A 23,973-nucleotide genomic window follows, 5' to 3' on the forward strand; every position below is an offset into this window, starting at 1 on the left:
CTTTTCCGCTTCCGACAAGGAGTCCCCGTGTTGCTCGTGAAAGCGCGGCCGCGCGCGCCGGAAAGACCGGCGGCGCCCCGGCGGCGCCGGTCCCTGCTGCCGTACGGCCTGCTCCTGCCCGCGACCGCGCTGCTCGGGCTGGTGCTCGGCTACCCGCTGCTGCGGCTGGTCGTCATCTCCCTTCAGCAGTACGGTCTGCGGTCGCTGTTCACCGGCACGACGGGCTTCGCGGGCTGGGACAACTACGCCGCCGTCCTCGGCGACGACCAGCTGCTCCCGGTGCTCGCCCGCAGCATCGGGTTCTGCGTCGCACTGGTGCTCGGCACGCTCCTCATCGGCTTCGGGGTCGCGCTCATGCTGCGCAAACTGGGCCGCGGGATGCGCACGGCGGTGACGCTGTGCCTGATCGCCGCGTGGGCCCTGCCGAACGTGGCGTCCACTTTGGTCTGGCAGTGGCTCTTCCAGCCCGGGTACGGCGTGGTGAACTGGCTGCTGACCCGGCTCGGCTTCGGGGACTTCACCCAGCACGACTGGACGACGTCGCCGGCGTCGGCGTTCACCCTGGTGTGGCTGCTCGTCGTCTGGCAGTCGGTGCCGTTCGTCGCGCTCACGCTCTACGCCGGGCTTTCGCAGATCCCGCAGTCCTACTACGAAGCCGCCGCGCTCGACGGCGCCGGGGCGTGGCGGGCGCACCGCACGATCACGCTGCCGTTCCTGCAGCCGATCCTCGGCCTGGTCACCATCCTCTCGGTCATCTGGGACTTCACCGTGTTCAACCAGATCTGGATCCTCACCCAGGGCGGCCCGGACAGCGGCACCACGACGCTCGGCATCTGGACGTTCACCCGTGCCTTCAGCCGCAACGACTTCGGCCAGGGCGCGGCGATCGCCGTCGTCTCCGTCGCGCTGCTCGTCGGGATGACCGCGGTGTACGTGCGCCGGCTCGTCCGGTCCGGGGAGGACCTGTGATCCGCCGGGTGGGCCGAAACGCCGCAGCCGCCGTCTTCTGCCTCGTCTGGATCTTCCCGGTGTACTGGATGGTGCTCACGGCGTTCAAGCCGGCGGGCAAGATCCTCAGCCCCACGCCGGAGTTCCTGCCCTTCGACGTCACCTTCGACAACTTCGCCGGCGCGCTCGCCAAGCCGGGGTTCGTCCAGGACCTCCTCAACAGCGTCGTGGTCGTCGTCGCCGTCGTCGCGCTGTCCATCGTGGTCGCCTTCCTCGCGGCGACGGCGTTGACGCGGTTCCGGTTCTTCGGCCGCCGCAGCTTCCTCATCGGCGTGCTGGTGCTGCAGATGGTCCCGGTGCCCGCGCTGGTCATCCCGCTGTTCCTCAGCCTCAAGAGCGCGCACCTGCTCGACACGCTGTTCGGCCTCGTGCTGACGTACGTGGCGCTCGTGCTGCCGTTCACCATCTGGACGCTGCGCGGGTTCCTGCACGGCATCCCCGTCGAACTGGAGGAAGCGGCGATGGTCGACGGCGCGACGCGCGGGCGCGTCATGCGCTCGGTCCTGCTGCCGCTCGTGCTGCCCGGGCTGATCGCGACCAGCGTGTTCGCGTTCATCACCGCGTGGAACGACTTCCTGTTCGCCTACGTGATCATGAAGGACAGCTCGGGCTACACTCTGCCGGTCTGGCTGGTCTCGTTCAGCACCAGCACGGGCACCGACTACGGCGGCCTCATCGCCGCGTCGACGCTGTTCGCCCTGCCCGTCGTCGTCTTCTTCGCGCTGGTGCAGCGCCACCTGGTCGAGGGCATGACCGCGGGGGCGGTGAAGGGCTGATGGTCATCCCCCACCCCGCGCGGCTGACCCGCCACGCCGGTTCCTTCACACCCACCGGCGTCCAAATCGGACCGGGCACGCACGGACCCGCCCGGCTGCTCGCCGAGTACGCGGACCTCCCCGTCGTCCACAGTGGACCCGCCATCCGGCTCGCGCTGGAGCCCGGTTTCGGGTCCGAGGAATACGCGCTCGACGTCACCACGCGAGAAGCGAACCTCACCGCGTCCACCGAAGCGGGCCTGCTCGCCGGGGTGCAGACGGTCCGCCAGCTGCTCCCCCGGCTCGAGTGCCTGACGATCCGCGACGCGCCGCGGCTGCCGTGGCGCGGGGTGCTGCTCGACGTCGCCCGGCACTTCCTGCCCCTGGAGTTCCTGCGCGAGTTCGTCGACCTCCTGGCGCTGCACAAGTACAACGTCCTGCACCTGCACCTCACCGACGACCAGGGCTGGCGGATCGAGATCGACGGGTGGCCGCGGCTGACCGAGGTCGGGGCCTGGCGCGCGGAATCGATGGTCGGGGCCGCGGGCAGCGGCGTCTTCGACGGCGTTCCCCACGGCGGCTTCTACACCCGGCGGGAGCTGCGGGAACTCGTCGCCTTCGCCGCCGCGCGCGGAGTGCGGGTCGTGCCGGAGATCGATCTGCCCGGCCACGTCCGCGCGGCACTGGCCGCCTACCCCGAGCTGGGCAACCGGCCCGGCGTGCGGCTCCCGGTGTGGACGGAGTGGGGCATCAGCCCGGACATCCTCGGCGTCCACGACGGCGCGTTCGCCTTCTGCGAGGACGTGCTCACGCAGGTCGCCGACGTCTTCCCGGCCCCGTACCTGCACATCGGCGGCGACGAATGCCCGACGACGCAGTGGGCGGAAAGCCCGGTCGCCCGGGCGAAAGCCGCGGCGCTCGGGCTGGGCAGCACCGCCGAGCTGCACCCGTGGTTCCTCGGCGAGCTGCACCGCGTGGTCGCCGGGCTCGGCAGGCAGGCGGTGTGCTGGGACGAGACCGGCCACGCCGCCGGCCGGCTGCCCGCCGACCTGGTCGTCACCGCGTGGCGCGACGCCGCACACGGTGAGCTCGCCGTCGCCCGCGGCCACCAGGTCGTGATGGCCCCGCACCTGTCCACGTACTTCGACTACCGGCAGACCGAGGAGCCGGGCGAGCCGCCGCGCGAACCCATCACGACGCTGGAAGACGTCTACCGCTTCGACCCGCTGGCCGGCGGGCTCCCGGTCAGCGACGGCACCCGGCCGGGCGTGCTCGGGACGCAGGCTCAGCTGTGGACCGAGCACGCGCCGACCCCCGACCACGTGCGGCACCTCGCCTTCCCGCGGCTGTGCGCGCTCGCCGAGCGGGCGTGGTCGCCACCGGGCCGCGGTTATGCTGATTTCCACCAGCGGCTGGCCGGCCACCTCACCCGGCTGCGCGCGCTGGGTGCCCTGCCGAAGGAGCGCGTCCGGTTCGCCGGCGCGGTCCCCGTACCCGAAAAGACGGTGCCTTGACCGCTGAGCCATCCGGGGCTTCACCCCAGGCCGGGGGCTCCGCCACCCGGGGCCCCCGAAACGATGGTGGCGAGCCGGCGGACCGGCCGCCCACCGTGAAGCGCGACCGCGTCCGACGGCACCTGCTGAAGGTGATCGAGAACGTGGGCCCCGGTACCGGCCTGGCCTCCGAGCGGGATCTCGCCGCGGAGCTGGGCGTCTCGCGCCCGACCGTCCGGGCGGCGATCGACGAGCTGACCCGCACCGGGCTGCTGGTGCGCCAGCGCGGCCGCGGCACGTTCACCAGCCCGCAGAAGGTCACCCAGGAACTGGCCACCGGGCTCGCCGTCCCGCCCGCGGAAGGGCACTGGACCAGCCGGGTCGTCGCGTTCACCACGGCACCGGCGGCCCGCTCGCTCGCCGCCGAACTGGCGTGCGAGCCGGGCACGCCGGTCCTGCGCGTCACCCGGGTCCGGTACGTCGACGACGAGCCGATCGCGATCGAAAGCCTGGCGCTGCCCGCCGATCTCGTGCCCGGTCTGCTGCCCGCCGACCTCGAGACCGGAAACTTCTACCGGCTGCTGCGGGAGCGCTTCGGGATCGCCGTGCAGGACGCGGTGCAGACGATCGAGCCGGCCGTGACCAACCCGGACCAGGCCGAGCTGCTGGAAATCGCGGTGTACGCCCCGATCCTGCACATCGAACGGCTGACCCGCGACACGACCGGCCGCGTGGTCGAACTGACCCGCTCGGTCTACCGCGGCGACCGGTACCGCATCACGTCGAAACTCCGCTTCGACGCCGAATCCGGTTGATCGCGCATCCGGAAAATAAATCTTCGCCATCTGACGGAAACCGCGTTTCTTAGCGTGCCCTCGTTACCCGAACGAGTGACGCCGTGCCGACATCCGGGTGAGCACGCGTCGTGAAGAACCTTTTCACACCATGTACACACGAGTGCGCCGTGGCCACGAATTGCGCTGTTGGCATCGCCTTTTCGGCGCCCGGGTGAGAGCGCTTCAACGCACCGTGGCCGCGGCATAGGCTTTTCCTTCGGCCAGGAAAACGATTCCTGGAACCTCCACCGCGAAAGAATCGAGGACAGTTCATGCGAAGACGCATGCTGGGAGCGTTCCTGCCGCTGGTGCTCGTGGCGGCGACCGCCGCCCCGCTGCCCGCGGCCGCCGATCCCGCGCCCGCCGCGGTTTCCGCGCTGACGAAGTCCGTGCAGGGCACCGGTTCCCCCGCCGACCACGGCGCGACGGCGAACTGGGTCATCGGGTACGACGACCACGCGACGACGACGGGCGCCGCGACCGTCACCGACGCCGTCGGGGCGGGCCAGGCGTTCCAGTCCGGTTCCCTGCACGTCCCGCCCGGCTGGACCCCGCAGTGGTCCACCGACGGCAGCACCTTCACCGGCACCGAACCCGCGTCCGGGGTGACGGCCGTGCGCGCCACGAACCCGGACGCCGGGCCCGACGCGACCCAGCTGTCCGGCGCTCTCACCCCGCCCGTGCAGGCGGTCACGACGGCGACCGGCGGCGACGGCTTCTCGCCGATCCTGTACCGCACGCCGGGTGGCGTGCTGCAGGCGTGGAACATCTACCACCACCTGGGCGCCACTTCCCCGAAGGTGGTCTGCACCGACCTCGCCACCGGGCAGCGCTGCCCGGGCGGCCCGTGGCCGAAGGTGCTCAACACCGCACCCGGCCCGCTCGGCACCCTGGGCGCCGGCGACATCGCCAGCACCATGGTCGAGCAGTACGTGCGCGACCCCGCCGCGCCCGCGAAGGTCTACTACCCCGCGGTGACGGCGTCGTCGGTCGGCGTCGGCTGCCTCGACCTGGCCGCCGCGGCCAACTGCGGCTACTCGGCTTTGGCCAGCGTGGGTGGCTCGCCGCCGGTCAGCAGCATCACCGGGCTCGTCGAGAGCGGCGGCAACGTCTACGGCCTGATCAGCTCCGGCGCGGTGGTCTGCTGGACCATCGCCACGCAGAGCGCCTGCGGCGGCCAGCCGTACGCGCCGATCGTCCCGGCCGCCAACCAGCCCTACGTCTACGGCGCGCTGACCCTGGTGGGGAACAAGATCTTCGCGTCGACCTCGAACCCCGGCACCGCGCAGCAGCCTTCGCTGGGCTGCTTCGACCCGGCGACGGCCACGGCGTGCGCGAACTGGGCGTCGTCGCGGCCCACCGGACCGGCGGGCAGCTACAACTACAACTCCTACACGGCGTTCGGCACGAACGGTGCCCCGGTGGGCGCGTGCGCGACGACGACCGGCGGTACCGGCGGCACGACGTGCTACGCCCTCGACGGTTCCGCGCTCGCGGCCCCGCCGGGACCGGCCGCGCTGGGCGGTGGTGTCTACGCCTTCCCGCCGGAGGTCGTCACCGATCCGAACGGTCACGTGCGCAGCTACCTCCCGGTCTGGAACGGCGGCATCGCGGGCGCGGCGGTCTGCCACGACTGGACGACGGGGGCGGCGTGCGCGGGGCTGCCGGCCCTGATCACGCACCCCTCGGCGAACGGCGGGGCCACGCGGGACTACGGCTACTCCTACGACGCGCCGTCGGGCTGCCTGATCGGCCTCGGCGACGCGGGCGTGCTGTTCTCGATGGACCCGGCCACCGGCGCCACGCCGTGCGTCCGGTCCGGCGGGCAGGTCACGCTGAAACCGGGAGACTTCTACTGCGACGGCGGAAGTCACGTCCAGGGCTACACGGCGGCGCGGCTGACCGGCGTCGACCCGGCGAACGTCGACTTCGCCGCGTCCCGGGTGACGGTGACCGATCAGGACAACGCGGTCGTGCCGACGCCCGGCTTCGCCCCGGACGGTTCGGTCGACCTCACCGGCGTCTCCGTGGCGGCGCACCCGTCGATCACGGTGACGACGACGCTCGTGCTGCACAGCGCGGCGGGCTTCACCGGCTCTCTGGTGGTCGACTACGCCGGCGACGCGCCGCAGCTGTGCTTCCGCACGACGATCGCGGCGGACTGCGCGGTGTCGTCGGTGGCGAACACGGCCACCGGCACCGACTCGACGGGCTCGTTCACGTCGAACACCGTGACGCTGCCGGTCGCGCCGGGTGCGTCGTGCACGCCGAAGGTCAAGGTGGAGAAGGAGATCTGCACCTCGGCCACGGCGGCCAAGTGCGGGCCGGGCGGCTCCGGCCCGTGGGCGAAACAGGCCGGCGTCGGTCTGCTGGGCCTGCTGTTCGCGACCGCGTACTGGCGGATCACGGTGACGAACGAAGGTCCGGTCGGCATCACCTCGGCGCAGGTGGTGGACAGCGTGGAACCGTCGTGCCAGACGGGTCCGTTCACCCTCGCCCCCGGGCAGTCGCAGCAGGTCCACTGCTCGACGTACGCGCTGCTGAACCTGTTCCCGATCACCAACCAGGCGAAGGTGAGCTACGTGCCGGTGAACGTTCCGCCGGGGACGCCGCCTTCGCACACGAACTGGTCGTCGGCGAAGGCCTGTTCACTGCTGTGCGTTCTCTAGGATGACCGCCCGCGGGAGGCGTTCCGGCGTCTCCCGCGGGCCTTCCGGCGCGACCGCGGGGGCCATCAGGACCGCGCAGAGCGGGACCGCCATCGCGATCGCGGCGAGCACGAACACCGGGAACAGGAAGGAGAACACCTCGACACCCGCCGGGTCCGGGGCGGACATGTCCATGTTCATCCGCACCGCGGCCATGCCCGTGTAGTGCATGCCGGTGACCGCCGCGCCCATCACGAACCCGGCGAGCAGGCGCAGGGACAGCCGGTCGAGGAAGACGGCGAACCACAGCGCCGCCGTCGCCGCGACGATCGCGATCACCACCGACAGCGCGACGAGGAGGCCGTCGTAGCCGAAGTCACCCTTCACGCGCAGGGCCGACATCCCGGTGTAGTGCATGACGTTGACGGCGAGGCCGGTGATCACGCCGCCGAGCGCGAGCCGCCACCAGCCGAACTTCGCGCGGCCGCCGACGACCACCAGCCCGGCGAACACCGCGGCGATCGACAGCAGCGCCGACAGCACCGTGCGGAAGACGTCGTAGCGCACCGGCATCCCCGGCGTGCTGAAGCCCAGCATGGCCACGAAGTGCATGAGCCAGATGCCGACGCCGCCGATCGAGATCGCCGCCAGCACGAGCCACCGCAGGCGGTGCCTGCTGCTCACCGCGTGGCGGGCCTGCACCGCACAGGCGAGGCCGAGCGCGCAGCCGACCACCGAGGTCAGGTAGGCGAGCACGAGCAGCCAGTGCCCGAGCGCGAAGTGTTCCATGGTCGGTTCCTCTCTACAGGTCACGCAGACCGTGCAGCACGCGTTCCATCAAGTCGTGGCGCTCGTCCCAGCCGGCGTGCTCGCCGAGGGTGTCGCGGACGATCACCATGCCGTCTTCCACCAGGTCCGAGACGAGCACCCGGACCACCCCCAGCGGCAGCCGCAGCAGCGCGGCGACCTCCATCAGCGACCGCGGCCGCAGGCACAGCTCGGTGACCTGGTCGAACGCGCTGCTCGACTGGTAGCCGGCCGCCGCGCGACCCGCCGCCGTCGTCTCGACGAGCGCTTCCACCGCGAAGTCGACCGACGGCGCCGTCCGGCCCTCGGTCCAGGCGTAGGGGCGGGCCAGCGCCGGGCTCCGGCGTGGCTCCCCTTCGCCTGCGTAGCCGGTCACCGCCGGTCCTGGCCCACCGGCATCTCGCGCGCGGGCACGTCGACCTGTCGCCCCACCCGCTCGACCAGCATCGTCATCTCGTAGCCGACGAGCCCGATGTCGCAGCCGGTGGACGCGAGGACGACGAGGTTCGAGCCGTCGCCGACGCTCATCAGCAGCAGGAACCCCTGCTCCATCTCGATGACCGACTGGACGACCCGCCCCGCGGTGAACAGCTCCGCGGTCCCGAGCGAAAGGCTCGACAACCCGGCGGCGATGGCCGCGAGCTGGTCGGCGCGCTCCCGGGGCAGCGACTCGTCGGCCGCGACGAGCAGCCCGTCGGCGGAGACGAGCACCGCGTGCGCGACCCCCGAGACGTCCTGGACGAAGCCGTGGACGAGCCAGTTCAACGTAGCGGTCCGTTCGGGCGCCGTCACGGTGCCGGGAAAAGCTGCCAAGGTCCGCGCCGACGGTTCGGCGCCGGGCACGCGCCGCTGGTGCACGTCGGGGAGTTCGGTCATCGGGGTTCCACTCCGTCCTTTCCGGATTCGTCCGCGCTCGCGGCGGTCTGCCGCCGGGCCGCGCGCATGCCCTGGTAGTGCCGGGACAAGCTGTTGCGGACGGCGGTGGCGTCCCGGAACGCCGCCCCGTCCGGCTCCCGCACCCGCGGCAGGGCCGCCCCGGGGGCGAGCTGCGCACCGGGCCGCCGGGTCGGCAGGCCGGCGGAGCTGAGGTTCTGCACGGCGGCGGGCTGGAGAGCGCTTTCCGCAGCGTGCCGCGCTTCGTCGGCGGGGCTGGACCAGTCCGGCAGGGGTTGGGCGGCCGGGGGCCGCTCGCCGGAGCGCTCGGGCGGGGTGGCCGCGATCGTGGGCCGTTCGCCGGAGCGGTCGGCCGGGGTGGCCGGTTCCGCGCCCGAGCGCTCCGTTCGCGCCGCGGTTCCCGCGGCCGGAGTCGCGGAGCGGTCCGCTGAAGCGGCCGCGGCCGCGGGCCATTCGCCGGAGCCGGTGCGGTCGGCCCGTCCCGCGGTCTCGGCGGGGCGCTTGCCCGGACCGGAGTGGTCCGCGTGCCGGGCCCCGCCTGCCTCGCCGGCGCGATCCGCCCGCGCGGCCGTTTCCGCGGCCGCGCTCGCGGGCCACTGGCCACTTCCGGACCGATCGGCGCCACCCTGCTCGCCCGAACCGGAGCGGCCCGCCGAACCGGAGCGGCCCGCGGCCGGGATCGCCGGCCCAGCACCCGGACCGTGCCGGTCCGCCGAACCGGCGCGGTCCGCGGTCCGGGTCGCCGGCCGCTCGCCCGAGCCGGGCACGTCGGCCGCCGGGACCACCGGCCACTCGCCGGTTCCGGAGCGATCGGCCCGTGCTCCGGTCTCCGCGTCCGGGACCACCGGCCACTCGCCGGTGCCGGCGGTGCCGTTCGTGGCCGCGTCCGCCTCGGTGGGCCAGCCGGCCGGGACCGCCGGGGGTTCCGTGCGCGGCGTGCGGCGGTTCACCGGTTTCGCCACCGGCTCGGTGAACCAGCTCGTCACCACCTGCTCGAAGATCGGCGTCGACGCCTGTGCCGGCACCACCGCCACCGGGCGGGCGTGGCCGTTCTGCCTCGCCGCCCCCGTGCGGCCCGCGCCGATCGGGCGGGCCAGGTCCGCGATCACCAGTGCGCCCGGGACGTGGACGCTCGCCGTCACACCCGCGTGGCGGACGCCCGGGGCCGTCGCGCGCAAGCGGACCGTCACGCCGTGGAGGGCCGCCAGGCGGCCGACCACGAACAGGCCCATCCGCCGGGTCGTTTCCGGGCCGACCGTGGCCGCCGCGGCGAGGCGGGCGTTGGCCGTCGTCAGTTCCTCCGGGCTCATGCCGAGGCCCTGGTCGACCACCTCGATGAGGAGGCCGCCGTCGGCGCCGCGGTCCGCGGTCAGGGCGACCTTGTGCTCCGGCGGGGAGAAGCGGGTCGCGTTTTCCAGCAGCTCGGCCAGGATGTGGACGACGTCCGCGGCCGCCTCCGGCTGGACCGAACCACGCGGGGCGTTGCCCAGCGCGACGCGGCGGTAGTCCTTGACCTCCGAGGTCGCCGCGCGCAGCAGGTCGCGCGTCGGCACCGGCTCGCGGCCGTGGCGCACCGGGCGGCCGCCGGCCAGGACGTGCAGGTTCTCGCCGTTGCGGCGCAGCCGGGTCGCGATGTGGTCGATGCGGAACAGCTCGTCGAGCCGGCGCGGGTCCTGCTCGCCGGACTCGAGGTCCTCGATGATCGTCAGCTGCTGCTCCACCAGCGACTGGCTCCGCCGCGACAGCGTCATGAACATTTCGCTGACCTGCTTGCGGAGGTCGGCCTGCTCGACCGCCAGCCGCACGGCCTCGCGGTGCATGTCGTCGAACGCGCTGGCCAGCTGGCCGATCTCCTCGTTCGTCCGGACGCCGACCTCGGGTACCGCGCGCCAGTCGACCTCCGTGCCCTCGCGGACCTGCCGGACGGTTTCCGGGAGCGCCTCGTTCGCCGCGTGCAGCGCCGCCGCCCGCAGCCGGCGCACCGGCGTGACCAGCGAACGCACCACCAGCAACGCGATGGCGAGTGCGCCGAGCAGTGCGCCGAGCACCAGCGCGGTGTCGCGCAGCGAGTCCGACCGGGCGTCGTCGGCGGCCGCCGAAACATCCGAAGCCAGCTTCGCCGTGACGTCGTTCAGCACGGCCGTCACGCCAGTCGTCTCCTTGGCGATCGACGAGAGCGACGCCGCGGTGGGGTCGAGCCGGTCTTCGGCGCCCTCCGTCGCGGTCTTGAACCGCGCCAGCAGCGTGCCGGTGAGCTGGTGTTCGGCCTGTTCCGCGAGCACTTCCTGCTCCGCGGCGGTCTGGATGGCGGCCGGGCGCAGCGACGCGTCGGCGGGGCTGTTCAGCGCCGCCCGCACGTACGTCTCCTCGGTCGCCAGCTCGGCGCGCAGGTGCACCAGCACCCGGGCGACCTCCGCGGTGCCGGCGACGTCGTCCGGGACGGTCTCGGGCACGAGGTCGCCGAGCGTGGCGATGATGTCGTTGTAGCCGGCGGCTTTCGTGCGGGTGTCGCCGTTCGCGGCGCCGGCCGCGCGGATGCCGGCGAGCTTGCCCAGCGCGGTGTTCAGCGCGCGGCCGCTGTCGCCGGGCAGCGGCGCGAAGCCGGTGTCTCGCTGGATCGCGGCCACCTTCGCGTCCACCGCGGCGGTGATCGCGCTCGGCGCCCCGGCCGGGACGGCCACCGCGGCGACCATCTCCTGGCCCAGCGACTCGGTGAGGCCGATCGTGTCGTGCAGCACCGGCAGCCGGTCGCGGGCCGCGCTCAGCTGCGTGGCGCGATCGAGCTCGCCCTGGATCCGGATTTCCGCCAGCGCCACCGCGACCAGCACCGGCAGCAGCAGCACGACGCTGATCTTGGTGCGCACGCTCCAGTGCGCCGGCCACCACGCGGCGTCCGCCAGCCGGCGGGGCGTGGGTGTTCTTTCGTGCATGGCGGAACCGCTCGATTCCCAGCCGCGCGCGGCCGACGTCGAACTCGGACAGGAGAGGACCCCAGGGCCGGTCACCGACGTCCCGGGCCAACGGTGGAAATGCCTCTCTCCCGGCCGGGCGAGGACGTGACGATGATCGAGCCGACCAGCAGGGAACATCACGTCCGGCACCCGTGTCAACCCCGCGCACGGCGTTTCGCGAGGGACGGTGTCGAATTATTTCCCGGCTAACGCTTGGTGTTTCACCGGTCGCTGCTTGTACATCGTACAAGCTGTATTCGCGCAGTTCCAGCCGTTGCTGAGCTACGCGAACTGATGTCGGCAGATTTACCCACGCACGGCCGGTCAATGTCGTTCGTGGCGAACTCGGCCATTGTTCCAATGGTTTGTTATTCATTCTCACCCCCTCCGGGTGGGGCGCCCCGCACCGGACCCGGCAGAATCGCCGCCGTGACCGATGTGGACGACAGCGCCGGGGCCGCGGCGGGGCACGGCAAGCGGGTCGGCTGGGTCGAGCTGTACTTCGACCTGGTCTTCGTGTTCGCGGTGGGCCAGGTGGCGCACGGCATCGTGGCCGAGCCGCACTGGTCGCGGGTCGCCACCGCGCTCGGCCTGTTCGCGACGCTGTGGTGGACGTGGATCGGCTTCGCCGTGCTCTACAACCGCCGTGGCGACGACGGGCGCGCCGCCGACCGGCTCTTCGTGCTCGCCGGCACCATCCCGTGCGCGATCGCGGCCACGCAGGCGCACCACGTCTTCGAGGGGCACCCGGCGATCTTCGCGCTGGCCATGGCCGGGGTCCGGGTGATCCTGGCGGCCGCGCACCGCTGGCCCGCGCGAGAGGGGCTCGACCAGCGCCGGATCACCTGGGGCTACACGGCTTCGGCGGTGCTGTTCGCGGTTTCGGCGTTCGCGCCCCACACGTGGGCGTTCTGGGTGTTCGCCCTGCTCCAGGAGGCGGGGTTCCTGCTGCTCGGCGACCGGCCCCGCCGCCGGCGCGGCGAACGGCCCTCGCGCGCGACCCGCTGGCGTGAGCTGATCTCGTCCCCGCACGACCCCAACCTCGCGGTCGACTCGGCGCACCTCGCCGAACGCTTCGGGCTCTTCATGATCCTGCTGCTGGGCGAGCTGGTGTTCACGGTCGGCACGGCGGCGCTCGACCGCCCGGCCGACGACTTCGCGTACTGGCTGGCGATGGTCGGCGGCCTGGTGCTGGCCGGTGCGCTGTGGTGGCTGTACTTCACGTCGGCGGCGCGGATCTACGAGCGGATGCTCGACCTGTCGGGCGGCAACCCGGCGCTCGCGTATTCGCTGTACGCGGGGGGCCACCTGCCCCCGGCGTTCGCGCTGGTGCTCATCGCGGCGGGGGTGAACCTGTCGCTGCACGAGTCCCCACCGCACGCGGCGGCGTGGTTCACGACGGCGGGCCTGACGATCTACCTGCTCGGCACCCGGGTCTTCGCGGCCGGCTCCCACCGCTGGTACTTCGGCCTGGCCCGCACGGCAGCACTGGTGGCCACGGTGAACCTGGCCTTCCTGGACCGGCTCCTCCCGGCCCCGGCGGTGGTGGTGGCGATCGCGGTATGGGGCGTCGGGGCGGCGGCGATCGCATCGACGATCCGGCACCGGGCCCTGGACCGCATGGGCGACGACCCGCTGACCTTCCTGCGCGAGCGGGCCTGGCGGGGTGGCGACGACGGGTAGCGCGGGCTCAGCTGGTCAGGATCTGCGGTGAGAGCACCTTCAGCATCGCGTTCGTCCACTTGAGCTGCCGCAGCGTCCGCGGGTGGCCAGCAGCGGCAAACCCGGGCCGGACAACGCCGTCCTCGGCCAGGCCCAAGCCGTGGTCACGACCCGCGCGGGCCACCTCGCGGACGTGCGCGGCCGGCCGCCGCAGCCGAAGGACTCCTTCAGCGCGGTCGCCGTGCACAGCCGCGGGTTGCCGTCGAGGTGGTTGCGCCCGGGCCCCGCTCGGCCAGGAACTCCTTACCGCGCCGGACGATCAGCTCCATCGCCTCGTCCCGGCTCGCGAGGAGGTGGCCTGACCGGCGAAGAGCTCCTTCGGGTCGGGGCGCCCGTGGTGACGCAGTCGTCGGCGAGGCGGCTGCCCGCCCGAACCGGCCACGGCACCCCTGGCTCGTACGGCGTCCCAGTCACCCAGGGCACTTGATCCGGTGCCGGGTACCCGCCACGGGATCGGGCAAACGCCGTCGGCGCCGTTTTAAGTTGCGCGACGCAATGGTGACCGCGCATCCGATTCCTCCGCTTCGACCGCCGCGGCGAACCTCTCGAAAGCCTCGATCGCCGCATCGCGGGCGCCCGGGCCGAGGCGGTGCAGGACGCCCGCCAGCACGCGGCGGCGGTCGCGGTCGACGCGGTCCACGAGCTGGCGGCCCGCGCCGGTCGGCGCCAGCAGCGTCTCGCGGCGGTTCAGCGGGTTCGGGGCCTTTTCCAGCAGCGCGAGCGTGCCCAGCCGATCACACGCCCGGGTGACCGACGAGGGGTTGAGCGCCAGTTCGCGGGCGACCTTGCCCATCGTCACCGGCGTCCGGTCCACCACCACCCTCAGCGCGCGGAACTGGGTGAGCGTCAGCTGCTCGGTGTTCCGCTCGACGGTCGAATCCGCGATGGTCACCATCGCCCGCAGCACCGCCAGTGCCGCTTCGGTGCCATCGTCCGCCTGCCACGTTTGCGTCACGCAAGCATGATAGCCGCCGAAAGCGGGTACGCGCTCACCGAAGCGAAGCAAGGGAGTGCTCATGAGCCAGACAGTCGGCGACTACCTGCTCCAGCGCCTGCGCGAATGGGGCGTGGAGCAGGTTTTCGCCTACCCGGGTGACGGCATCAACGGCATCGTCGCCTCGTTCGGGAAAGCGGACAACCAGCCGCGGTTCGTCCAGACCCGGCACGAGGAGATGGCCGCGTTCGCGGCCGTCGGCTACGCGAAGTTCAGCGGCCGGCCGGGCGTGTGCCTGGCGACGTCCGGCCCGGGCGCGATCCACCTGCTCAACGGGCTGTACGACGCGAAGCTCGACCACGTGCCCGTGGTGGCGATCGTCGGGCAGACCGCGCGCAGCGCGATGGGCGGCAGCTACCAGCAGGAAGTCGACCTGCAGGCGCTGTTCAAGGACGTCGCGAGCGAGTACCTCGTCGAGGTCAACGTCGCCGAGCAGCTGCCGAACGCCCTCGACCGCGCGATCCGGACGGCCGAGTCGTCCCGCTGCCCGACCGCCCTGATCATTCCCGCGGACCTGCAGGAAGAGCCGTACTCGCCGCCGCAGCACGCGTTCAAGCAGGTGCCCTCCAGCCCGCCGAGCACGTCGTGGCCGCGCCCGGTGCCGCCCGAGGCCGACCTCGACGCCGCGGCCGAGGTGCTCAACGCCGGCGAGAAGGTCGCCGTCCTCGTCGGGCAGGGCGCGCGCGGCGCCGCCGAAGAGGTCCGTCAGCTCGCCGAGGTCACCGGCGCCGGGGTCGCGAAGGCGTTGCTGGGCAAGGACGTCCTGCCCGACGACCTGCCGTGGGTGACCGGCGCGATCGGGCTGCTCGGCACCCGGCCGAGCTACGAGCTGATGCGCGACTGCGACACGCTGCTGATCGTCGGCTCGAACTTCCCGTACAGCCAGTTCCTGCCGGACTTCGGCCAGGCGCGCGCGGTGCAGATCGACCTGGACGGCCGGTTCATCGGGATGCGCTACCCGACCGAGGTCAACCTCGTCGGCGACAGCGCGGCGACGTTGCGGGCGCTGCTGCCCAAGCTGGCGAGCAAGCCGGACCGGGCGTGGCGCGAGACGATCGAGAAGAACGTCGCTTCCTGGTGGGACACCGTCGAAAAGGAAGCCGCGGTCGAAGCGGACCCGGTCAACCCGATGGCCATCGTGTCCGAGCTGTCGCGGCGGATCCCGGAGAACGCGATCGTCACCGCGGACTCCGGGTCCTCGACCAACTGGTACGCCCGCAACCTCCGCATCCGCGGAGACATCCGCGGGTCCCTGTCCGGCACGCTCGCCACGATGGGCCCCGGCGTCCCGTACGCGATCGGCGCGAAGTTCGCCCACCCCGACCGGCCGGTGATCGCACTGGTCGGCGACGGCGCCATGCAGATGAACGGCCTGGCCGAGCTGATCACGATCGCGCGGTACCAGAGCCTGTGGAGCGACCCCACCTGCGTGATCTGCGTGTTCCACAACAACGACCTGAACCAGGTTACGTGGGAGCTGCGCGCGATGGGCGGCGCACCGAAGTTCGAGGAGTCCCAGAGCCTGCCCGACGTCGACTACGCGGGGTTCGCGCTGTCGCTCGGGCTCACGGCGGTCACGGTCGACAAGCCGGACCAGCTGGCCACGGCCTGGGACACGGTGCTGACCGCCGGCAAGCCCGCGGTGCTCGACGTCCGCTGCGACCCGGAGGTGCCGCCGATCCCGCCGCACGCCACCTTCGAGCAGATGAAGTCCGCCGCCCAGTCGGTGCTCAAGGGCGACCCGGACGCGTTCCACCTCGTGGTGCAGGGGGTCAAGACGAAGCTCCAGGAGTTCCTGCCGGGGAGCCGGTGACCCGGCCGGCGATGCAGTGATCCCGGAATTCCACGAGGGCATCAGCTGTGCGCCCCGGTCCCGCCGCGCGGGACCGGGGTTCGTCGTGCTCGGGCGAAGGCGGGCCTCAGCTCTGGCTGGGGATCTCCGTGGCCCGTTCCCAGCCCGACGGCAGGCGGCTGACGTTCAGGGCGTGGTCGAGGCCGCTGGCCGACAAGGCGCGGCGGACCACCCGGTTGTCGCCGGTGACGATGCGCAGGGTCGAGTTCTCGCGGACCGTCCTGGCCTGGATGCCGCCGAGGGCGGCGAGGCCGGCCGAGTCGAGGAGGTCGACCTCGGAGAGGTCGAGCACCAGGATCGGGAAGCGGCGGTGCGCCCACGTGCTCAGCGCCGAGCGGAGCTGAGCGGCGCTGTCTTCGTCGAGGGCGCCGCGGATCTTCACCATGACCGCGCCGAAGTACGGGCGGACGACCTGGATGTCGAAGGGGCTGCGCGCCTGGCGCGCCGACGGCACCACGGAGATCGCCGTCGCGGGGGGCTGGACGACTAACATTTCTCCACGCCTCATTCGAAGATGACGTGACGAACGGGTCTCACCGGCCCGCTCGAACGGCTGACAAATCGGGGGGCGGCTGTACTTTCTGAACCGCACTTCGCAGCGTAGCCCTTGATCCAAACGGCGCAACCCCGCCAACGGCCGAACCGGGCACCCCCGCATGCGACGGCCGTCTTCGCAGCTCAAACCACCCATCCGGGTGAAGTTTTCGTCGTGCCGCCGCACTCTTGACAGCGGTGCGTGTACTCCGCATCCTAGGTGCATATCAGGTTTCCTTACATCCAACGCCGAGGCATCTACGCAGAGCGCCACACTTAGCCACCGTCCGTAGCAGGAACCCTGTCACCGGTGACAAGGAGACGAACGCCGTGACCCGATCCCCCGGCCCGGCCGATTTCGGCCTGGGCAGCTGGCCCGCGCGGCGGGCGCGGATCTCGCCGGACCGCACCGCGCTCGACGGCGGCGGCGGGCAAGACCGCACGCTGACGTACGCCGGCCTCGCCGAGCGCGTCGAGCGGCTGGCCGGCGCGCTGACCCGGCTGGGGGTGCGCCCCGGCGACCGGGTGGCCTACCTCGGCGTCAACGCCACCACCGTCTTCGAGGCGCTCTTCGCCACCGCCCGCTGCGGCGCGCTCTTCGTCCCGCTCAACTACCGGCTCTCCGGCACGGAAATCCGGTACATGCTCGACGACAGCGGCGCCTCGGTCCTGGTGCACAGCCCCGACACCGACGCGCTCGTCGCCGCGGCCGGCCCGCTGCCGGTGCGGCACGTGCTGGCGACGGACCCGGCGTCGTGCCCGGCGGGCGGGCTGGACTTCGAGGCCGAGCTCGCCGCGGGCGGTCCCCCGCCGGGCACCGGGATCGCGCTCGACGACCCGTGCCTGCTGCTCTACACCTCCGGCACCACCGGCCGCCCGAAGGCCGCCGTCCTCACCCACGGCAACCTCACCTGGAACACCGTCAACCAGCTGGCCCACCTCGACGTCCCGGGCACCGACAAGGCGCTGTGCATCGCGCCGCTGTTCCATTGCGTCGGGCTGGGCCAGATCACGCTGCCGACGCTGTTCAAGGGCGGCAGCGTGGAACCGGTCGCGAAGTTCGACGCGGGCGCGATTCTCGGCCGGATCGGCGCGGCCGGCATCACGAGCTTCTCCGCCGTCCCCACGATGCTGGAAATGCTCTGCCGCCACGAAAGCTGGGCGAGCACCGACCTCAGCTCCCTCACCTGCGTCCTCTACGGCGGCTCGCCGGTGGCCGAGCGGGTGGCCCGCGCGTGGCTCGACCGCGGCGTGCAGCTCCTGCAGGGCTACGGCATGACCGAAGCCGCGCCGGGGGTCTCGATGGCCACCCACGAGGGCACCCCCGCCCACCCGGTCGCCGCCGGGGTGCCGCACTTCTTCACCGACGTCGCCGCGCTCGGCCCGGACCTCGCCCCGGCGCCGCTGGGGGCCGAGCCCGCCGAGCTGCTGGTGCGCGGCCCGCACGTCTTCGCCGGCTACTGGAACCGGCCCGAAGAGTCGAAGGCGAGCTTCGTCGAGGATGACTGGTTCCGGACCGGCGACGTCGTCCGCGTCGACGACGACGGCTGGGCCCACGTCGTCGACCGGGTCAAGGACGTGATCATCTCCGGCGGCGAGAACGTCTACCCCGCCGAGGTCGAGGCGGTCGCCACGCAGCTGGACGACGTCGAGGCGTGCGCCGTGGTCGGCGTGCCCGACGCGCGCTGGGGCGAGGTCGGCGCCGCCTTCGTCGTCCCGCGCCCCGGGTCCCGGCTCGACGAAGCGGCCTTCCGCGCCCACCTCGAACAACACCTCGCCCGCTACAAGATCCCCAAGCACGTCGAGTTCACCGAAGCCCTGCCCCGCAACGCCACCGGCAAGATCCGCCGCGTCGAACTGCGCGCGCGAGCCGCCGGCGCCTTCCCGAACGGACCCGCATGACCACCGCCCTGCTGCCCCCTTCCCTGCGCGTCGACCGGCACGACGAGGTCGCCGTGCTGCGGCTGTGCCGCCCGGAGAAGCGCAACGCCCTCGACGACGCCACCGTGCTCGGCCTCGAAGCCTTCTTCGGCGCGCCGCCGTCCGGGGTCAAGGCGGTCGTGCTCGACGCCGCGGGCGACCACTTCTCGGCCGGGCTGGACCTGGCCGAGCTCACCGAGCGCGACGCGTTCGAGGGCCTGGAGCACTCGATGATGTGGCACCGCGCGTTCGAGCGGCTCGAACGCGGGCGCGTGCCGGTGGTCGCCGTGCTCAAGGGCGCGGTCGTCGGCGGCGGCCTGGAACTGGCGGCCGCCGCGCACATCCGCGTCGCCGAGCCCTCCGCGTTCTACGCGCTGCCGGAGGGCCAGCGCGGCCTGTTCGTCGGCGGTGGCGCGTCGGTGCGGGTGCCGCGGCTGATCGGCGCGCACCGGATGGCCGACATGATGCTCACCGGCCGCGTGCTCGACGCCGACGAAGGCCACGCCGCCGGGCTTTCGCACTACCGCGCCGAAAACGGCTTCGAGCACGCCATGGACCTGGCCCGCAAGATCGCCGCGAACTCGCCGATCACGAACTTCGCCGTCCTCCAGGCGCTGCCGCGCATCGCCGAGGCCAACCCGGCGGAGGGCTACCTGATGGAAGCGCTGATGGCGGCGGTCGCGAGCGGCAGCGCCGAGGCGAAGGAGCGGATGCAGGCGTTCCTCGAGAAGCGCGCGGGGAAGGTCGGCCGATGACCGAGATCGGCCGGTACCTGGCGTGGCTGGCCGGCCGCGGCCACGCGTTCGACGACTACGCCGCACTGCACCGCTGGTCCGTCACCGACCTCGACGGCTTCTGGTCGTCGATCAAGGACTTCTTCGGCGTCCGCTTCCACTCCCCCGCGACGGCCGTCGTGCCCGACCGGCGGATGCCCGGCACCGCGTGGTTCCCCGGCGCGACCCTGAACTACGCCGAGCACGCGCTCGGCGGTCCGGCGGACGAGATCGCCGTCATCGCGTACTCCCAGACGCGCGAACGCGCCGAGCTGACCTGGGACGAGCTGCGCGACCAGGTCGCCCGGGCCCGCGCCGGGCTGCGCCGGCTCGGGGTCCGAAGCGGTGACCGGGTCGTCGCGTACCTGCCGAACACCCCGGAGACCGTGGTCGCCTACCTCGCCGTCGCGAGCCTCGGCGCGGTCTGGGCGTCCTGCGCCCCGGAGTTCGGCGCCCGCTCGGTGGTCGACCGGTTCGGCCAGATCGAGCCGCGGGTGCTGCTCACCGTGTCCGGCTACCGCTACGGCGCCAAGGACGTCGACCGCCGCGGCGAAGTCGCCGAAATCCGCGCCGGCCTGCCGACCGTGGAGCACGTCGTGCACGTCCCCTACGGCGAGCACGGCCTCCCCGGCACGACCGCCTGGGCCGAGCTGCTCGCCGAGCCCGAGCCCGGGTTCGAGCCCGTCGGGTTCGCGCACCCCCTGTGCGTGCTGTTCTCCTCGGGCACCACCGGGAAGCCGAAGGCGATCGTGCACGGCCACGGCGGGCTCCTGCTCGAACACCTCAAGAACCACGGCCTCAGCTGGGACCTGCGCCCCGGCGACCGGATGCTGTGGTTCTCCACCACCGCGTGGATGATGTGGAACGCGCTCGTCTCCGGGCTGCTCACCGGCACGTCGATCGTGCTCGTCGACGGCAACCCGCTGCACCCGGACCTCGCGTGGCAGTGGCGGCTGGCCGCCGAAACCCGCGCGACGCTGATGGGCGCGAGCCCGGGTTTCCTGATGGCGTGCCGGAAAGCGGGCCTGAACCCGGCGACGGAGTACGACCTGTCGGCGTTGCGGCAGCTCGGCGCGGCGGGCAGTCCGTTGCCGGCCGAGGGCTACCACTGGGTGCGGGACGTCTTCGGGCCGGACGTGCTGCTCAACGTCGGCAGCGGCGGCACCGACGTCTGCAGCGGAATCGTCCAGGGTGGCCCGCTGCAGCCCGTCATCGCCGGCGAGATCTCCGGGCCCTGTCTCGGCGTCGACGCGAAGGCGTTCGACGAGCACGGGAAGCCGGTGGTCGGCGAGCTGGGCGAACTGGTCATCACCGCGCCGATGCCGTCCATGCCGGTCGGGTTCTGGGGCGACGACACCGGTGAGCGCTACCGCGAGACGTACTTCGGCACCTACCCCGGCGTCTGGCGCCACGGCGACTGGATCCGGTTCTCGCCCGGGGGCAGCTGCGTGATCGCCGGCCGCTCGGACGCCACCCTCAACCGCGGCGGCGTCCGGCTCGGCACGGCCGAGTTCTACGCCGTCGTCGAGGAACTACCGGAGGTCGAGGACTCGCTCGTCGTGCACCTCGAAGACCCAGCGGGCGGCAACGGCGACCTCCGGCTCTACGTCGTCCTCCGTGACGGCGTCCTGAACGCCCCGCTGCGCACGAAGATCGCGACGGCGTTGAAGAGCGCGCTGTCGCCGCGGCACGTGCCGGACGCGATCACCGCCGTGCCGGCGATCCCCCGCAACCGCACCGGGAAGAAACTGGAGGTGCCCGTGAAGAAGCTCCTGCTCGGCGCCCGCGCCGAAGACGTCGTCGGCCGGGACGTCCTGGCCGATCCCACCGCGCTGGACCACTTCGGGGCGCTCGCATGAGCGAGCTCGCGAGCGAATCATCCAACACTGCGTTTCCGGCTCAGGCGGCACCGAGCGCCAGCGAGGTGTGCGCATGAGTACCGTCGCGGTCGTCGGCACCGGCGTGATCGGCGCGAGCTGGGCCGCCCTCTTCCTCGCCAACGGCCTCGACGTCGTCGCCACCGATCCGGCGCCCGGCGCCGAAGAGCGGCTGCGGAGCGTCCTCGAAGGCACGCCGACGGACCGGCTGCGGTTCGTCACCGACGCCGGCGAAGCCGCGGCCGCCGCGGACTTCGTGCAGGAGAACGGCCCCGAGCGCGAAGACGTGAAGCACGCCCTGTTCGCCGTCCTCGACGAGGCCGCGCGCCCGGACGTGATCCTGGCCAGCAGCTCGTCCGGGCTGCTGCCGAGCGTCATCGCGCGCGGCTGCCCGCAGCACCCGGAGCGCGTCGTCGTCGGGCACCCCTTCAACCCGCCGCACCTGATCCCGCTGGTCGAGGTCGTGCCCGGGCAGGACACCGCGCCCGAGGTCGTCGACCGGGCCGTGGCGTTCTACGCCTCGGTCGGGAAGCGGCCGATCCGGCTGACGCGGGAAGTGCCCGGCCATCTCGCGAACCGGCTGCAGGCCGCGCTGTGGCAGGAGGCGTATTCGCTGGTGGAGCGCGGCATCGCGACCGTCGCCGACATCGACACCGCCATCGCGTACGGCCCCGGCCTGCGCTGGGCCGTGCTCGGGCCGTTCCTCAACCAGCACCTCTCCGGCGGCGCGGGCGGCCTGGCCCACGTCCTCGAACACCTCGGCCCGCCCACCGAGCGGTGGTGGCGCGACCTCGGCCGCGTCCACCTCACGCCCGAGCTCGCCGAGACGCTGGTCGCCGGCGTCGACGCCGAGCTGGCCGGCACCGATCGGCAGTCCCTCGTCGCCGCGCGCGACGCCGTCCTCGAGCGCCTGCTGGCCGCCAAGGCCGCCCAGCCCGACCTGCCCTGAGTGGAGTTTTCCGTGGACCTTTCCGCACTGACCGCCATCGACGTGCACACCCACGTCGAACAAGACGGCCACGGCTGTTTCGCCCTCGACCAGGAGCTCCTGGACGCGTCCGCGAAGTACTTCCGGGCCGGCCAGGACCGCACCCCGACGGTGACCGCGATCGCCGAACACTACCGGGCGCGGAACATGGCCGCCGTCGTCTTCACGGTCGAGGCGCCCTCCGCCACCGGGCACCCGGCGCTCTCGAGCGAGGAGATCGCCGACGCGGCCCGCGAACACCCGGACGTGCTCATCCCGTTCGGCTCGGTCGACCCGCACGCCGGCAAGGCCGCGGTCACCCGCGCGCGGCGGCTGGTCGGCGAGCACGGGGTGCGCGGGTTCAAGTTCCACCCGAGCCTGCAGGCGTTCGAGCCGAACGACGTGCGGTTCTACCCGCTGTACGAGGCGATCGGGGAGCTGGGCGTGCCGGCGCTGTTCCACACCGGCCAGACGGGGATCGGCGCGGGACTGCCCGGCGGGCACGGCATCAAGCTGCGCTACTCGAACCCGATGCTGCTCGACGACGTCGCCGCGGACTTCCCGGACCTGACGATCATCCTGGCCCACCCGTCGGTGCCGTGGCAGGACGAGGCGATCTCGATCGCGACGCACAAGGCGAACGTGTACATCGACCTGTCGGGCTGGTCGCCGAAGTACTTCCCGCCGCAGCTGGTGCGCGCGGCGAATTCGCTGCTGAAGCGGAAGGTCCTGTTCGGCTCGGACTTCCCGGTGCTCACCCCGGACCGCTGGCTCGCCGACTTCGCCGCCCTCGACCTCAAGGACGAAGTCCGGCCGCTGATCCTCAAGGACAACGCGATCAGGGTGCTCGGCCTGGCCTGACGTTTGCCGGCGCCGCACCGGGGCACCCGTTCCGTCCGGACTCTTTCGATCGGAGGGCGTCGTGGCGGTCGGGGACGTGCACACCTACTTCGAGGACGGCCTGTGGAAGAACCGGATCGAAGGGGGTGCGCGGGCGTCCAACACGTCCCCCCGCCGGGTCGACGCCGTGCTGGCCGGACGGCAGATCGCGAAGAAGCGCCGCGTCGGCCACGTCGTGCACACACCACAGGGTGAAGTGGAGACCGAACGCGACTACCGGCCCCGGCCCTGACCGTCCACAACGGACTGATCAGCGTCGGGCCAGCACCGCCCAAACGACCTTGCCGCCGGAGCGCAGCCGGCTGCTCCCCCACCGCTTCGCGACTTTGGACACCAGCCGCAGGCCGAGCCCGGTCTCGAGGACGTCCAGTCCCTCGCGCAGCACGGCGGGCCGCTCGCTCCCGTCGGAGACCGAGACACCCAGCCCGTCGCGGCGCAGCTCGATCCGCAGCCGGAGCGCGGAATCGGTGTGCCGGAGCGCGTTCTCCACGAATTCCGTGGCGACCAGGACGGCGTCCTCGGCCAGTTCGGGCACCAGCCACTCCGCGCACACGCCCTCCACGAACCCGCGCGCCCGCACCGAAGTGCGCGGCGACCGGTCGAGCGCCTTCCCCGCCCGCCGCCGCGACGGTCGTGCCAGCGCGGCTTGGGCGGCGGCGTGATCGCGGTACACGGGCACGTTCCGGTCGGCTCGCGCGGTCAGCACCGCGCGCTGCTCCGGCCGGTCGGTCACCAGCGCGAAGGGAACCGCCGGCCAGTCACCGGCCCGGAGGGCGACGAGCGCGAACACGCGCACCAGCGCCGGGTCACGCAGTTCGAGGCGGTCGATGTCGATCACCACGCCGTCGCGAGCGTCGGCCGCGAACTCCAGCAGCCGGTCGCGCAACCTCGAATAGGTCGTGCAGTCGAGCACCCCGCCGACCGAAGCTGTGGCGACCGTGCCGTGCCGCGGGATGAGCCACACCGATGAATGGCGGGCGAGCATCGCGGACCACCTCCTCGCCATCGTCTCGACTGATCGGGTAACCGCTGCGGAACCCGT

Annotated in this window: 21 protein-coding genes; 13 read left to right on the forward strand and 8 right to left on the reverse strand. The window is 72.6% G+C overall.

The features are described 5' to 3' along the window. Positions 1 to 27 precede the first annotated feature (27 nt). From ACLJQM_RS26960 to ACLJQM_RS26980, 5 genes are all read left to right on the forward strand, one after another. A complete protein-coding gene (locus tag ACLJQM_RS26960) occupies positions 28 to 969 on the forward strand; it encodes a carbohydrate ABC transporter permease (RefSeq protein WP_410633214.1) in 942 nt (313 codons plus the stop codon). Continuing rightward, positions 966 to 1,784: a carbohydrate ABC transporter permease gene (locus ACLJQM_RS26965; protein ID WP_360784107.1), complete on the forward strand. Its 819-nt coding sequence runs from the start codon at positions 966 to 968 to the stop codon at positions 1,782 to 1,784. Before ACLJQM_RS26960 ends, ACLJQM_RS26965 begins: the two co-directional genes overlap by 4 nt. Next, complete coding sequence (locus ACLJQM_RS26970) at positions 1,784 to 3,277, forward strand: beta-N-acetylhexosaminidase (protein ID WP_410633215.1); 1,494 nt, start codon at positions 1,784 to 1,786, stop codon at positions 3,275 to 3,277. The genes ACLJQM_RS26965 and ACLJQM_RS26970 overlap by 1 nt, the downstream gene beginning before the upstream one ends. 95 nt (positions 3,278 to 3,372) lie before the next feature. Further along, positions 3,373 to 4,071 carry a GntR family transcriptional regulator gene (locus ACLJQM_RS26975; protein WP_247024343.1) on the forward strand — a complete coding sequence of 233 codons (699 nt, stop codon included), beginning with the start codon at positions 3,373 to 3,375 and terminating at the stop codon, positions 4,069 to 4,071. Between the two features lie 293 nt (positions 4,072 to 4,364). After that, on the forward strand, positions 4,365 to 6,761 hold the full coding sequence (locus ACLJQM_RS26980; protein ID WP_410633216.1) for a hypothetical protein: 2,397 nt from the start codon (positions 4,365 to 4,367) through the stop codon (positions 6,759 to 6,761). On the opposite strand, the gene ACLJQM_RS26985 is transcribed toward ACLJQM_RS26980, so the two are convergent. The 4 genes from ACLJQM_RS26985 to ACLJQM_RS27000 are packed head-to-tail and all read right to left on the reverse strand — an operon-like array spanning position 6,741 to position 11,371. After that, entirely contained in the window at positions 6,741 to 7,529 is a 789-nt protein-coding gene (locus ACLJQM_RS26985) for an MHYT domain-containing protein (RefSeq protein WP_360784097.1), read from the reverse strand. The two genes, ACLJQM_RS26980 and ACLJQM_RS26985, sit on opposite strands and share 21 nt — an antisense overlap. Positions 7,530 to 7,542: 13 nt before the next feature. Continuing rightward, positions 7,543 to 7,923, reverse strand: a complete 381-nt coding sequence (locus ACLJQM_RS26990; RefSeq protein WP_247024346.1) for a DUF742 domain-containing protein — start codon at positions 7,921 to 7,923, stop codon at positions 7,543 to 7,545. After that, on the reverse strand, positions 7,920 to 8,423 hold the full coding sequence (locus ACLJQM_RS26995) for a roadblock/LC7 domain-containing protein (RefSeq protein ID WP_360784094.1): 504 nt from the start codon (positions 8,421 to 8,423) through the stop codon (positions 7,920 to 7,922). Before ACLJQM_RS26995 ends, ACLJQM_RS26990 begins: the two co-directional genes overlap by 4 nt. Further along, positions 8,420 to 11,371 carry an ATP-binding protein gene (locus ACLJQM_RS27000; RefSeq protein WP_410633217.1) on the reverse strand — a complete coding sequence of 984 codons (2,952 nt, stop codon included), beginning with the start codon at positions 11,369 to 11,371 and terminating at the stop codon, positions 8,420 to 8,422. The genes ACLJQM_RS26995 and ACLJQM_RS27000 overlap by 4 nt, the downstream gene beginning before the upstream one ends. A gap of 450 nt (positions 11,372 to 11,821) precedes the next feature. On the opposite strand from ACLJQM_RS27000, the gene ACLJQM_RS27005 reads away from it, so the two are divergent. Further along, positions 11,822 to 13,075 (forward strand): low temperature requirement protein A, encoded by a 1,254-nt coding sequence (locus ACLJQM_RS27005; protein ID WP_410633218.1) that lies wholly within the window; start codon positions 11,822 to 11,824, stop codon positions 13,073 to 13,075. Positions 13,076 to 13,082: 7 nt separating this feature from the next. Here ACLJQM_RS27005 and ACLJQM_RS27010 read toward each other — a convergent pair whose 3' ends face one another. Together ACLJQM_RS27010 and ACLJQM_RS27015 are read right to left on the reverse strand one after the other, a co-directional pair. After that, on the reverse strand, positions 13,083 to 13,301 hold the full coding sequence (locus ACLJQM_RS27010) for a hypothetical protein (protein WP_410633219.1): 219 nt from the start codon (positions 13,299 to 13,301) through the stop codon (positions 13,083 to 13,085). Positions 13,302 to 13,592: 291 nt separating this feature from the next. Continuing rightward, positions 13,593 to 14,069 carry a MarR family winged helix-turn-helix transcriptional regulator gene (locus ACLJQM_RS27015; protein ID WP_410633220.1) on the reverse strand — a complete coding sequence of 159 codons (477 nt, stop codon included), beginning with the start codon at positions 14,067 to 14,069 and terminating at the stop codon, positions 13,593 to 13,595. A 61-nt stretch (positions 14,070 to 14,130) separates the two neighbouring features. On the opposite strand from ACLJQM_RS27015, the gene ACLJQM_RS27020 reads away from it, so the two are divergent. Next, a complete protein-coding gene (locus ACLJQM_RS27020; protein ID WP_410633221.1) occupies positions 14,131 to 15,921 on the forward strand; it encodes a thiamine pyrophosphate-requiring protein in 1,791 nt (596 codons plus the stop codon). Between the two features lie 106 nt (positions 15,922 to 16,027). Here ACLJQM_RS27020 and ACLJQM_RS27025 read toward each other — a convergent pair whose 3' ends face one another. After that, positions 16,028 to 16,453: an STAS domain-containing protein gene (locus tag ACLJQM_RS27025; RefSeq protein ID WP_410633222.1), complete on the reverse strand. Its 426-nt coding sequence runs from the start codon at positions 16,451 to 16,453 to the stop codon at positions 16,028 to 16,030. 371 nt (positions 16,454 to 16,824) lie between these two features. Between ACLJQM_RS27025 and ACLJQM_RS27030 the strand changes: the two genes are divergently transcribed. The 6 genes from ACLJQM_RS27030 to ACLJQM_RS27055 all read left to right on the forward strand — a co-directional run bounded on the left by ACLJQM_RS27030 (position 16,825) and on the right by ACLJQM_RS27055 (position 23,163). Then, the gene (locus tag ACLJQM_RS27030; RefSeq protein ID WP_410633223.1) at positions 16,825 to 18,396 is read left to right on the forward strand and encodes an acyl-CoA synthetase; all 1,572 of its coding nucleotides are present in this window, start codon (positions 16,825 to 16,827) and stop codon (positions 18,394 to 18,396) included. Beyond that, the gene (locus ACLJQM_RS27035; protein WP_247024352.1) at positions 18,393 to 19,169 is read left to right on the forward strand and encodes a crotonase/enoyl-CoA hydratase family protein; all 777 of its coding nucleotides are present in this window, start codon (positions 18,393 to 18,395) and stop codon (positions 19,167 to 19,169) included. Before ACLJQM_RS27030 ends, ACLJQM_RS27035 begins: the two co-directional genes overlap by 4 nt. Further along, positions 19,166 to 21,046 (forward strand): acetoacetate--CoA ligase, encoded by a 1,881-nt coding sequence (locus tag ACLJQM_RS27040; protein WP_410633224.1) that lies wholly within the window; start codon positions 19,166 to 19,168, stop codon positions 21,044 to 21,046. Before ACLJQM_RS27035 ends, ACLJQM_RS27040 begins: the two co-directional genes overlap by 4 nt. 73 nt (positions 21,047 to 21,119) lie before the next feature. Beyond that, the gene (locus ACLJQM_RS27045; protein WP_410633225.1) at positions 21,120 to 22,013 is read left to right on the forward strand and encodes a 3-hydroxyacyl-CoA dehydrogenase NAD-binding domain-containing protein; all 894 of its coding nucleotides are present in this window, start codon (positions 21,120 to 21,122) and stop codon (positions 22,011 to 22,013) included. Positions 22,014 to 22,025: 12 nt separating this feature from the next. Next, positions 22,026 to 22,892, forward strand: a complete 867-nt coding sequence (gene couO / locus ACLJQM_RS27050; RefSeq protein WP_410633226.1) for a 4-hydroxyphenyl-beta-ketoacyl-CoA hydrolase — start codon at positions 22,026 to 22,028, stop codon at positions 22,890 to 22,892. A gap of 61 nt (positions 22,893 to 22,953) precedes the next feature. Beyond that, positions 22,954 to 23,163 (forward strand): DUF2188 domain-containing protein, encoded by a 210-nt coding sequence (locus ACLJQM_RS27055; protein WP_410633227.1) that lies wholly within the window; start codon positions 22,954 to 22,956, stop codon positions 23,161 to 23,163. A gap of 18 nt (positions 23,164 to 23,181) precedes the next feature. Here the strand turns inward: ACLJQM_RS27055 and ACLJQM_RS27060 are convergent, their stop codons facing one another. After that, positions 23,182 to 23,916: an ATP-binding protein gene (locus tag ACLJQM_RS27060; RefSeq protein WP_410633228.1), complete on the reverse strand. Its 735-nt coding sequence runs from the start codon at positions 23,914 to 23,916 to the stop codon at positions 23,182 to 23,184. Positions 23,917 to 23,973 lie beyond the last annotated feature (57 nt).

The organism is Amycolatopsis sp. cmx-4-83, from assembly GCF_046548815.1.
GTDB lineage: Bacteria > Actinomycetota > Actinomycetes > Mycobacteriales > Pseudonocardiaceae > Amycolatopsis > Amycolatopsis pretoriensis_A.

What these genes read in the sequence shown, in the direction of transcription:
- ACLJQM_RS26970 (WP_410633215.1), top strand. Translation starts at nt 1,784, where the DNA reads ATGGTCATCCCCCACCCCGCGCGGCTGACCCGCCACGCCGGTTCCTTC.
- ACLJQM_RS26980 (WP_410633216.1), top strand. Translation starts at nt 4,365, where the DNA reads ATGCGAAGACGCATGCTGGGAGCGTTCCTGCCGCTGGTGCTCGTGGCG.
- ACLJQM_RS26985 (WP_360784097.1), bottom strand. Translation starts at nt 7,529, where the DNA reads ATGGAACACTTCGCGCTCGGGCACTGGCTGCTCGTGCTCGCCTACCTG.
- ACLJQM_RS26995 (WP_360784094.1), bottom strand. Translation starts at nt 8,423, where the DNA reads ATGACCGAACTCCCCGACGTGCACCAGCGGCGCGTGCCCGGCGCCGAA.
- ACLJQM_RS27000 (WP_410633217.1), bottom strand. Translation starts at nt 11,371, where the DNA reads ATGCACGAAAGAACACCCACGCCCCGCCGGCTGGCGGACGCCGCGTGG.
- ACLJQM_RS27020 (WP_410633221.1), top strand. Translation starts at nt 14,131, where the DNA reads ATGAGCCAGACAGTCGGCGACTACCTGCTCCAGCGCCTGCGCGAATGG.
- ACLJQM_RS27025 (WP_410633222.1), bottom strand. Translation starts at nt 16,453, where the DNA reads ATGTTAGTCGTCCAGCCCCCCGCGACGGCGATCTCCGTGGTGCCGTCG.
- ACLJQM_RS27035 (WP_247024352.1), top strand. Translation starts at nt 18,393, where the DNA reads ATGACCACCGCCCTGCTGCCCCCTTCCCTGCGCGTCGACCGGCACGAC.
- ACLJQM_RS27040 (WP_410633224.1), top strand. Translation starts at nt 19,166, where the DNA reads ATGACCGAGATCGGCCGGTACCTGGCGTGGCTGGCCGGCCGCGGCCAC.
- ACLJQM_RS27045 (WP_410633225.1), top strand. Translation starts at nt 21,120, where the DNA reads ATGAGTACCGTCGCGGTCGTCGGCACCGGCGTGATCGGCGCGAGCTGG.
- ACLJQM_RS27060 (WP_410633228.1), bottom strand. Translation starts at nt 23,916, where the DNA reads ATGCTCGCCCGCCATTCATCGGTGTGGCTCATCCCGCGGCACGGCACG.